The sequence below is a fragment of the Pseudonocardia nigra genome (assembly GCF_019396355.1).
Lineage (GTDB): Bacteria > Actinomycetota > Actinomycetes > Mycobacteriales > Pseudonocardiaceae > Pseudonocardia > Pseudonocardia nigra.
This window is the reverse complement of record NZ_JAHKRK010000269.1, coordinates 1-8,953: the sequence shown is the minus strand read 5'-3', so window position 1 is coordinate 8,953 and position 8,953 is coordinate 1. Positions and strand designations below refer to the sequence as shown.

The window sequence follows — 8,953 nt, the reverse complement described above, 5'->3', positions numbered from 1 at the left end:
TAGAGCGCCCGCATGTCTTGGCCGTCCACCAGCCCCGTCAGGCCGAGCCGCTCGGCTCCGGCACCCCACCAGCGGCCCGGCGGCTCGCCCTCGGCGACCGCACCGGTGTAGTAGTTCTCCCGACCGGTCGCGACCTCCTTCAACAGGTAGTCGGGGCTGTAACCGCGGACGATCCGCATCACCACGACGACCATCCACCCACAGAAACGATCTTGAGGAGGCAAGCCACGAGATCAACCGCGCGCAGCGCCGGTTGCGGCCGGCCGAAGGCCGGCCCGGACCCGCGGATCGTGATGCAAAGGTGTGAGTCCTTCGATCTTGTGGCTCTTGAATCTCGTTCTCGGTTCTCGTTCCTCCTAATGGAGTAGTGCTTGCTGGGTGCTCGGGTCGTCGTCTCGGTGCTGGTGCTCGGACTGGTGGTGATGGTGGTTCGGCTCGTGTGGGTCATGGCTGGGTGTGCTCCTCGAGGGTCGGGTCGTCCTGCTGCGGGTCCTGCTGGCTGCTGGTGGTGATCAGGTGCAGCGGTGTGGGCTGCTGGCGGAGGTGCTTGAGGACGGTGGCGGCGGTGCCGCGAGAGACCTCGGCTGCGGCCTCCAGCTCGGAGACCGTGGGGAGGGCGCCGTGGCGGTGGGCGTGCCGCGCAGCGGCCGCCCGGGCCCGATCCCGAGCCGGGGACACCGGCGGCCTGCCGTTGCGCTGTTCAACCGGAGCGGGCGCGAGCGCCGGGCGCGGCGCGGCCGGGGTGACCGCCGCCGGACGCTGAACAGCCGCCGGCGCAACCGCGGGGCGGGCCGGGTCCTGTTCAGGCTGAACGGCCGCAGCGTTGAACGGGGCAGGCTGAACGGCCACCGCTGAACGCTCGGGCACGGGTGACCGCTCCGGCGCGCTTGACTGGTCCCGGTCCCCGCCGGGCTCGTTCTTGGCGGGGTCGTTGTCGGTGGCGAGGAGGTAGAGCAGGTGCGCGACGATCGCGGCGGCGATCGCGGGCCAGGCGCCCACGCCGAACCGCAGCGCCGGGGACGCCTCGAACGCCACCGCGGCGGCCTCGGGCGGCAGCTGTCGCGCGGGGAGCGCCGCCGGGGCGTGGTCGCTGGCCAGGTAGGCCGCCTGGGCGAGCCCGGACAACCCGGCGGCGAGGATCACCACCGACCAGGCGTAGCGGGCCGCGGAGCCGTGCAGGCGGGCGGTGGCGGCGTAGGCGACCAGCGCGAGCCCGTCGGTGATCAGCGGGTAGAGCCAGGCGATCCCGGCCGGCACCCGGGCCGCGACCGCAACCTCGTACAACCCGTGCGCGGTCGCCACCGCCGCGCCGACCGCGACGGCCAGCCCGGGCAGCCAGATCGCGGCTCGCACCATCCGGCCGCCGGGATGTGCCCGCACAGCCGCCGCCGGCGAGGCTTCCTGCTGCACGGCGTCGCGGTGCCGCTCGACGTCGGTCGTGGTGGTCATCGGGACTGAGCTCCATTCACGGTTGTGGCCGGCACCGGTTCGGGAGCGGGCTCGTCGCGCCCGGTGGCCCACCACGCGGCGATGAACGGCACGGCCGCAACGCCCGGGCACCGGGGCAGCACCGGTCGGGGTCTGGTCCCACTCCGGGCGGGCCTGGTGGCGCTCAGGCGAGCAGGACCCGGCGTACTGCTTGATCCGGCGCACCACCCCGGGGCGCTGCCGGTCGTGCCAGTCCCCCGCCAGCGCCACCGACGCGGACTTGCCCTGGTAGGCCGCGCACCAGGCGTGGCGCAGCCACAACAGCTCCTCGACCACCTCGGGATGCCACAGCCAGCACTCCGGCAGCGACGCGGCCGCGTCGGAGTAGCGGAGGTAGAACGCGTGCAGCCACGCGCACAGCTCCCCCAGCACCCGCGCGACGACGTCCTCGTCGTCGGGCAGCAGCAGCCACGACGGCGCCGGTGTCGGCCCCGGACGCGCGGACACCGCGGCGACGGTGTCGGCGAGCTGGGTGACCAGCCGGGCCAGCTCATCCACCCGCCCCGGCATCCCCGTCAGCGACTCGACCGTCCGGCGCAGCCCGTCGACCTCGCGGGCCAGGCCAGCGACCGCCGCCGCCACTTCCGGGTCGGGCTGGGGCTCGTCGGGGCGTGCCATCATCCCCACCCCCGACCCGCGTCGTCGGTGTCGGCCACGGCCTCGGTCCCGGCGTCGGTCCCGGCCTCCGTCCCGGCGTCGGCCTCGTCGACGTCCCACCGCGGCGGCGCGGGCTCGACATCAGCGGCGGCCCGGGCGCTGGCGAGGCGGGCGCCGTACACCGCGCCGCGGGCCTGCTCGATCGCGGACGGCTCACCGGCGGGCGGCGACCAGCCGGTAGCGGGTCCGGGGACGTCGGCGTGCACGAGCGCGTCCAGGTAGGCGTCATGGGCGGCGTCATAGCCGCCGGAGAACCAACCGTCGCTGTCGTCACGGGCGGCCGAGCCGGCCTGGTCGGCGGGGACCGGGGCGATCCGCTCTGCTGGCACGCGGTGGCTGTGCAGCTCGCCGACGCCGGCGTCCTCCATCGCGCCGGCGGCGCCGGTGGGTTCGCCGCCGGCGTCGCGGTGCGCGGCGGTGATCCGGGCGAGCAGGGCGTCCTTGTCGGCCAGGAACGCGGCCCGCTCGGCCGGGTCGGCGGCCCGGCCCGGCGCGGACAGCTCGCGCAGCCGGCGGGTGAGGGCGGTGACCTCGGCGATCGTCGGCGAGTCCACGGCCCAGCGGGCGGGGTCGGCAGACGGGTTCATGCGCCACCTCCGGTGCGCGTGGCCGCGCGCGCGGCCGAACAAACAGACAGGTCAGTCGTGCTGCTCGTGCTCGGGCTGCTGGTCGGGTTCGGGCTGCTGATCGGGTTCGGGCTGCTGGTCGGGTTCGGGCTGCTCGTGCGGGTGGGTGCGGGTGGGACCGGGGCGTGCTCACCCGGTCCCACCCGCCGCCGATGCGGGGCGGGGCGGCTGGTGGCGGGTCGGACCGCGGTGTCGGCGAGCCGGCGACGGATCCGCACCTCGCGGCGCACCACCGACGTGGCCCACCAGCCCAGCCCGCCCGCGATCAGGGCGGCGCCGACCAGGCGCTCGACGAGCGGGACGACGGACGACACGACGGCCAGCGCGCACACCACCCAGATCGCGGCCATCAGCACCCGGTACTCCGCGCTGCGGCTCATTCCCCGGGCCATCAGTTCCACCACCCGTTGCCGAACGGCACATCGGGCCGCCCGATGTTGTCGCGGGTGTCGTGGCTTCGGCCCGGGCCACCGCCGGCCGCGTCGCCGTGGCTGGTGCCGCGGCTGGTGCCGTTGGTGTGCGGGGCGCTGGCCGCGACCGGCACGGGCACCTCGCCCGTCGGCGGGTCGAGATCGACCGGCACCACGCGCGCGACGTTGCGGGGTCGGCCCAGCACCCGCCGCCCGGCACGCGCGACGATCGCGCCCCCACCACGCGCCCAGCGGGCGACGGCGGCTCGAGCGGTACCGATCCCGGCGGCCGCCCAGCGCCCGACGGCAACCCACACAACCCGGACCGGGCCGGTGAGCCACGCCCACCACCGATGCGCGACGCTCGCCGAGCGGGTGAGCCGTGCGACCAGCACCGGGTGCGCGAGGGCGAAGGCGTGCGCGCGCACGTCCCGGCGCCGCCACGCCATCCGCACCCGCCCGATCACCGGGGCGATCCCGCGGCGGATCAGCAGCACCCGCCCCGCGGGCAGGTTCGCGATCTGCGCCGCCGGCAGCACCGGCACCCGCCGTGTCGTCCTGCTCGCGACCCGGCCGTGCATGTCCGTCGTGAGCGTGGGCTCGTCCCGCTCCCCCGCCAACGTGGACCAGAACTGGAGGTCGTCGCGGTCGCGGGTGCCGCCGAACACCAGCACCGCCCCGCAGTTGTTCAAAATCGTCGCGGTGTTGTGCTCCCCCCACCGGGCCAGCAGCTGCGCCCGGGACTGGAACGCGGCGATGATCGTCACCCCGCGCCCGCCCATGTCCGCCGTCCACGACTCCAGCGGCACCGGGGAGATCAGCGCCGCCTCGTCCAGCGCCAACGTCAGGTTCGGGTCCAACCGCCCCTTGGGACTGGTGGCGGCGAGCTGGCGGGCCTCCCGAGCGATATGGCCCGTGAGCGCGCAGACCAGCGGCCCGGCCTGGGTCTCCTCCGCACCCAGCAGGAACACCGTCGCCCGCTCCCGCAGGAGCCGCTCCACGTCGAAGCCCTGCCCCGCCCGGGCGGCCGCCGCGGCCGCCGGGTGGGTCAGCCACCCGAGCGCGGGCATCACCGTGGAGGTGATCGAGGTGCGGGTGCGCTCGTTCGTGGACAGGAACTGGCCGAGGTCCTGCTCGAAGGCCTGCACCCCTGAGCGGCGCAGCAGCCCCGGCACCTCCCGCGCCGCCCGCTCCGGGTCAGCCACCCAGCCGAGCACATCCCGCATCGACTTCGACCCGAGGGCGGCGGCGTGCAGCAGCGCGGCCAGCACCCGGCGGGCCTGAGCGTTCCAGAACTCCCGATCCCCACCCGCGCCGCCGCCGGCCCGAGACACCGCCGCCACCATGTCCGTGGCCCGCTCGGACGCGGTGACCGGGTCGGCGCAGCCGGTGAGCGGGTCGAACGTGATCGTCGAGGCGAGCCCGGCCAGCCCGACGGCGTTGAACACATACACCGGGCCCTTCGCCGCGCGTAGCGGCGCGCACAGCTCGTAGAGGTCGGTGCGGGTGGAGGTGACCAGGACCGCGCCGGGGGCGTCGATGATCCGCCCCGCGAGCCAGCCGGTCTTACCCGTCCGCGGCCCACCGAAGATCATCACGACGTCCTCGATCGGAGACCACACCGTCAGCCACCCCGACCGGCACAGCTCCAGCGCGACATCGACCACCGGCAGCCGCCAGCGGGCCCACCGGCCGAGTTCGGCCAGCGACGGGCGCACCGTCCCGGCGCGCTTGCGCATCGCGCGGGCCGACGCGTGCCGGCGATGTCCCACGTCGAGGCGACACCGGCCTTGCGGCGGGTCCGGCCGCTCCACCGGGTCACCAGGGCGGCGGAGCGGGACAGGTGATGCCACCCGACCGCCGCAACGACGACCGCGCCGAGCAGGTAGGCCCACCAGGGGAGTTGACGCAGCAGTGTCAACGCCGGGAACGCCGCCAGCAGGGCGAGCCCGAACGCGATCCCCCGCGGGCCCCGCGGCGCCAGGTCACCGCCGTGGCGATGACCAGGACGACGAACAGCAGGAACACGTTCACGACGGATCTCCCGTCCGGTCGCGGGCAGCCGAGTCGAGGGCCCCGCGCTCGAGGGGATTCGCGTCGACGTAGACCCGGGCCAGCACACTGGCGCCGCGGTGGAGATAGAAGGGCGACACCTCACTCAGCGCGAACCCGGCGGCGAGCGCGACCGCCGCCCGGCACTCGGTGTCGGTGCCGGTCAGTCGCAGCCTCATCGCGCACCGCCAGTGATCCGGTAGTGGGTGGCGAGGGTGCGTAGCACCTCACACGGGGCGGGGACGGTGCATTCGGGCATGCAGGTGCCCTCCCACTCCCCGGCCCATCCGCCGGACAGCTGGCTGCACGCCAGGCAGGCCAGCGCCACCGTCGGGCAGGACTGTTCACGGGGGTGCTCGCACGCTCCCTCGCCGCACTCCGGCGAGATCAGCGGGGTCGGGGCGTGGGCGCTGACCGCAGCCAACAACTGCACCGTGTAGGGGTGGTCGAGCTCGTGGCCCGCGCCCGTCTCTGACTGCGCAGTCACGATCGCGCGCGCGACCTGGGCGGCCATCGTCGGCGCACCGTCGGCTCCGCTGAGCCGGTCGACCTCGGCGTCGAGGGTGCCGGTCCGGATCGCGACCGTCCAGGCGCACTCGTGGCAGGTGTGGTCGCGATCCCGGTCGGGGTCGAACGCCCCGAACTTCGCGGCGACGGTGACGCCACCTTGGCCGCACACCGCCAGCCCCTGCTCGGGGTCACCGGGAACGCGGGGCGGATGCACCTGCTCCGCGGCGTGCCACGCTCCGGCTGCGATCCCGGTCAGCGGCGTCTCGACCACCCGCGGATCCCCACCCACCGCTCGATAGCCCACCGGGATTCCCAGCGACTGGGCATAGGCGATCTCGGCGCTGGTCGACTCGCCCCAGTAGCCGCTGTCGTCGGTCACGACCAGCACCGACGACGACATGGCGATCTTCGCCCGGTGCAGGGCGTCCAGGCGCACCTTCAACGCACGCCCGGCCGCGTCGCCGCACTCGGTGTTCTGCTCGTCGGGTGGCACGATCACGAACGGGGCCAGCACGATCGCGCCCGCAGCGGTCTCCGCGGCGGCGACCTGCACCATCAGCGGCCAGAACCGTATCGACCCGCACAGCGTCACCACCGGCGGGCCCACCCACCCGGGCCGGTCCGCCGCGCTGTCCTGCCCGTCGTCGTCGATCTCGTCATCGGAGTTCTCGGGCCTGATGTCCATCGACCACCAGCTCGTGCAGCCACACCCGCCCCGGGTACACGCGAACGACCGGTGGCCTCGGTCCAGTGCTCGCCCGTGGAGTGCCCACATTCACCACACGGCCGACGATCGTCGAAGTAGGCCACCCGACCCGACATGGACTCGGTCATCGGATTGCTCCCACCGCGTGCGCGACCGCTTCGGCGATCAGCCGTGCGTTGTGATCACCCATGGACCGGAGCCGGTAGCGGTCGGACCCGAGCGCGATCGCCAGGTCGAGCACCGCGATCTCCGTGGACGACGCCCGAGCGAACTCGCCGGCGTCGAACCCGGTCCGGGCGGCGCTCCAGTCGATCCCATACGTGCCGTCCGACACCCGACGCAGGCACGCGGCGCGGAACTCCTCGCGGCGCAGCCACACGTCGTGGGCGAGCAGCAGGCCGACCGCGGCCTGCACATGCCGGTCGTGCCCGCGCACCCACGCGCGCAGCCCCGCCACCATTGCGGCCGTGTCGGCGCGGGCGGTCATGACACGCCCCCGGGCTGGTCGAGCAGCGTGGCCAGGCCGGCCTCGAGCTGGGTGTGCACGATCGCGGTGGCCTCGTCCGGGCCGACCACCCGATAGGTCGCAACCAGGAAGTCGGTCACCTCGGCCGCGTCCAGGCGCACATCGGCGCACCCGCCCGGGCCGTTGACCCACACCTGCACCCGGGCACCGAGCAGACACACCTGCACGTCCCCACGCCCGGCCGGGCGGACCAAGCCCTCGCCCAGCAACTCCCGCCCGACCAGCCACACCACATCCGCCGCGACGAACCGGATCCGCACCGTCAGCGGGTCGACCCGCTCCCACGACAGGTCCACATCCACCGGCGTGCGGGAACCGTCCCCGCCGACGAGCTCACCGACCAGCCAGTGCGCCACCCCATCGACCGGCTCCGGCCGGCCCGGCCCGCCGTGCCGGGCGCTCACCGGGTCACCTCGACACCGACGTGCCCGATCGCCGACCAGAACCGATTGGCCGACCACTCCGCCACCGCGAGGTGCTGCCCGATCGCCGACACGTGCCACACGGCCTCGGCCAGCCGCACCGCCGGGTCGCCACCCTCGTCGTCATACAGCGCCCGGCCCTGCCCGTACCCGGCGACCTGCGCCCCCAGCACCGCGGTCAGCAACTCCATCAGCTGCAACGTCTCCACCACCGCGGCGGCCAGGGCGTAGAAGTCCGCGTGATCCGGGGCCGCGCTCCGCTGGGCGTGCACCACCGCCCGCCACGCCGTCGCGCCCGCCTCGGCTTGCGCCACGGCCTCCGACCGCTCCTCCCCGCCCGCGTGCTGGCGGGGGTTGTCGTTGGTGTTCATCTACCCTCGGTGTCCTTCCGGTGCTCGTGTCCCTGCCAGGGGTTGAGTTGCTCGGGAGATCAGGAGGGGAGCCCGGTGGCCGCCGCGGCTCCCCTCCGCCCGCCGGCCACTGGTCGCGGTGCTCGTGCCGGTGGCGCTCGCGCTCGTGGTGGACTCGGTGCGGACCTGCGCCGCCCACCGCTCGGCCGTCCGCCCGGTGACCCCGAACTCGCGGGCCACCTCACGAACCGGCACCCCGGCCCGGACCGCCGCCCGGCCCGCGGCCGCGACCTCGGCCTACGACCCGCACACAGGGCGCCCCCGCACCCGGCGGCGTTCCTTCCGCCGGCGGCGGGCTCGCTCCCAGCGGCGCTCCTGCTCGGTTAGCCCGCCCGCGATCCCGTAGGGCAGCGCCTCCAGCGCCCACGTCAGGCACTCCGCCCGGACGGGGCATCCGCCGCACACCGCTTTGGCGACGGTGACCTGCATATCGTGGACCGGCCCGTCCTCACCAGCGGGGAAGAAGACCTTTTTCTGGACTTTCGGCGGGCATGGGTGTCCTGTGTTCGGAATTCTCATGGCTATTTCCTTTGGGTGAGGCGTGGGAGGCCGAGGTTCGTCGGCGTGTTCCGGGCCTGGCGGTCGAGAGCGACGAGTTTGCTTTCCGCGGCCTGCAGACTGATGCGTAGTCCTTCGATCTCGCCGTGCCAGCCGTTGTGGCGGGCTTCGCTAATGCGTTCCCGGAGGTTGTTCGCGATGTCGGCGAGCCGGTCGCGCTGGCGGGGGTCGACGCGGAGCATGGGGCAGCGGACGCAGGCGTGTTCGTGCTGGCAGGGAGCACTGTAGGGGCGTGCGCAGGTGCCGAGTTCGAGCTTGCGCAGGGCGAAGTGCTGCTGGAACTCGCGCCATTCGTCGTCGGTGGGGTCCCGGTATTCCGCCGCGGGCCGGATCGAGCGGCGTTCGGCCAGGTGGGAGCGGTAGGTTCGGATTAACTCGTCCTGGAAAACGGCGATGTAGGATTCGCTGCTGGTGATACGCCTGTGCCCGAGCAGGGCCGCGGTGATGTGGACGGGCAGCCCGCCCAATGGCCTTGCGTTAGGTCGGTGACCGCTGTCGGAGGCAGTGGAGTTGGATGCGGCGGGTGACGTGGACGACGCTGGGTTGATCTTTGCGGGCGGGGAAGTCGCCGGCCTTCTTCGTGGCCCG

12 protein-coding genes are annotated in these 8,953 nt (G+C 74.1%); all 12 read right to left on the bottom strand.

Translation table 11 applies throughout. The annotated features are described in order from the left end of the window. Positions 1-194, bottom strand: a 194-nt coding sequence (locus KME75_RS37075; RefSeq protein ID WP_219419617.1) for a relaxase domain-containing protein, incomplete at its 3' end; no start/stop codon positions are given. 250 nt (positions 195-444) lie between these two features. After that, complete coding sequence (locus KME75_RS44330) at positions 445-2,106, bottom strand: DUF2637 domain-containing protein (protein WP_246633574.1); 1,662 nt, start codon at positions 2,104-2,106, stop codon at positions 445-447. Then, a complete protein-coding gene (locus KME75_RS37060; RefSeq protein ID WP_219419615.1) occupies positions 2,106-2,732 on the bottom strand; it encodes a hypothetical protein in 627 nt (208 codons plus the stop codon). The genes KME75_RS44330 and KME75_RS37060 overlap by 1 nt, the downstream gene beginning before the upstream one ends. After that, entirely contained in the window at positions 2,729-3,163 is a 435-nt protein-coding gene (locus KME75_RS37055; protein ID WP_219419614.1) for a hypothetical protein, read from the bottom strand. Before KME75_RS37055 ends, KME75_RS37060 begins: the two co-directional genes overlap by 4 nt. Continuing rightward, positions 3,163-4,953, bottom strand: a complete 1,791-nt coding sequence (locus KME75_RS37050) for a type IV secretory system conjugative DNA transfer family protein (protein ID WP_308283418.1) — start codon at positions 4,951-4,953, stop codon at positions 3,163-3,165. Before KME75_RS37050 ends, KME75_RS37055 begins: the two co-directional genes overlap by 1 nt. 258 nt (positions 4,954-5,211) lie before the next feature. Beyond that, positions 5,212-5,412, bottom strand: coding sequence for a hypothetical protein (locus KME75_RS37045; protein ID WP_219419613.1), 201 nt, complete (start codon positions 5,410-5,412; stop codon positions 5,212-5,214). Beyond that, on the bottom strand, positions 5,409-6,428 hold the full coding sequence (locus KME75_RS37040; protein ID WP_219419612.1) for a hypothetical protein: 1,020 nt from the start codon (positions 6,426-6,428) through the stop codon (positions 5,409-5,411). Before KME75_RS37040 ends, KME75_RS37045 begins: the two co-directional genes overlap by 4 nt. A 145-nt stretch (positions 6,429-6,573) precedes the next feature. After that, positions 6,574-6,936, bottom strand: a complete 363-nt coding sequence (locus KME75_RS37035; RefSeq protein ID WP_219419611.1) for a hypothetical protein — start codon at positions 6,934-6,936, stop codon at positions 6,574-6,576. Then, positions 6,933-7,379 carry an SsgA family sporulation/cell division regulator gene (locus KME75_RS37030; RefSeq protein ID WP_219419610.1) on the bottom strand — a complete coding sequence of 149 codons (447 nt, stop codon included), beginning with the start codon at positions 7,377-7,379 and terminating at the stop codon, positions 6,933-6,935. Before KME75_RS37030 ends, KME75_RS37035 begins: the two co-directional genes overlap by 4 nt. Beyond that, complete coding sequence (locus KME75_RS37025; protein WP_219419609.1) at positions 7,376-7,768, bottom strand: hypothetical protein; 393 nt, start codon at positions 7,766-7,768, stop codon at positions 7,376-7,378. The genes KME75_RS37030 and KME75_RS37025 overlap by 4 nt, the downstream gene beginning before the upstream one ends. Before the next feature lie 276 nt (positions 7,769-8,044). Further along, positions 8,045-8,326 carry a WhiB family transcriptional regulator gene (locus KME75_RS37020; protein WP_219419608.1) on the bottom strand — a complete coding sequence of 94 codons (282 nt, stop codon included), beginning with the start codon at positions 8,324-8,326 and terminating at the stop codon, positions 8,045-8,047. A gap of 2 nt (positions 8,327-8,328) precedes the next feature. Continuing rightward, positions 8,329-8,832, bottom strand: a complete 504-nt coding sequence (locus KME75_RS37015; protein WP_219419607.1) for a hypothetical protein — start codon at positions 8,830-8,832, stop codon at positions 8,329-8,331. Positions 8,833-8,953: the final 121 nt, after the last annotated feature.

Coding starts and splice junctions, on each gene's coding strand:
- KME75_RS37035 (WP_219419611.1), bottom strand. CDS start 6,936: ATGACCGCCCGCGCCGACACGGCCGCAATGGTGGCGGGGCTGCGCGCG.
- KME75_RS37025 (WP_219419609.1), bottom strand. CDS start 7,768: ATGAACACCAACGACAACCCCCGCCAGCACGCGGGCGGGGAGGAGCGG.
- KME75_RS37045 (WP_219419613.1), bottom strand. CDS start 5,412: ATGAGGCTGCGACTGACCGGCACCGACACCGAGTGCCGGGCGGCGGTC.
- KME75_RS37040 (WP_219419612.1), bottom strand. CDS start 6,428: ATGGACATCAGGCCCGAGAACTCCGATGACGAGATCGACGACGACGGG.
- KME75_RS37020 (WP_219419608.1), bottom strand. CDS start 8,326: ATGAGAATTCCGAACACAGGACACCCATGCCCGCCGAAAGTCCAGAAA.
- KME75_RS37055 (WP_219419614.1), bottom strand. CDS start 3,163: ATGGCCCGGGGAATGAGCCGCAGCGCGGAGTACCGGGTGCTGATGGCC.
- KME75_RS37060 (WP_219419615.1), bottom strand. CDS start 2,732: ATGAACCCGTCTGCCGACCCCGCCCGCTGGGCCGTGGACTCGCCGACG.
- KME75_RS44330 (WP_246633574.1), bottom strand. CDS start 2,106: ATGGCACGCCCCGACGAGCCCCAGCCCGACCCGGAAGTGGCGGCGGCG.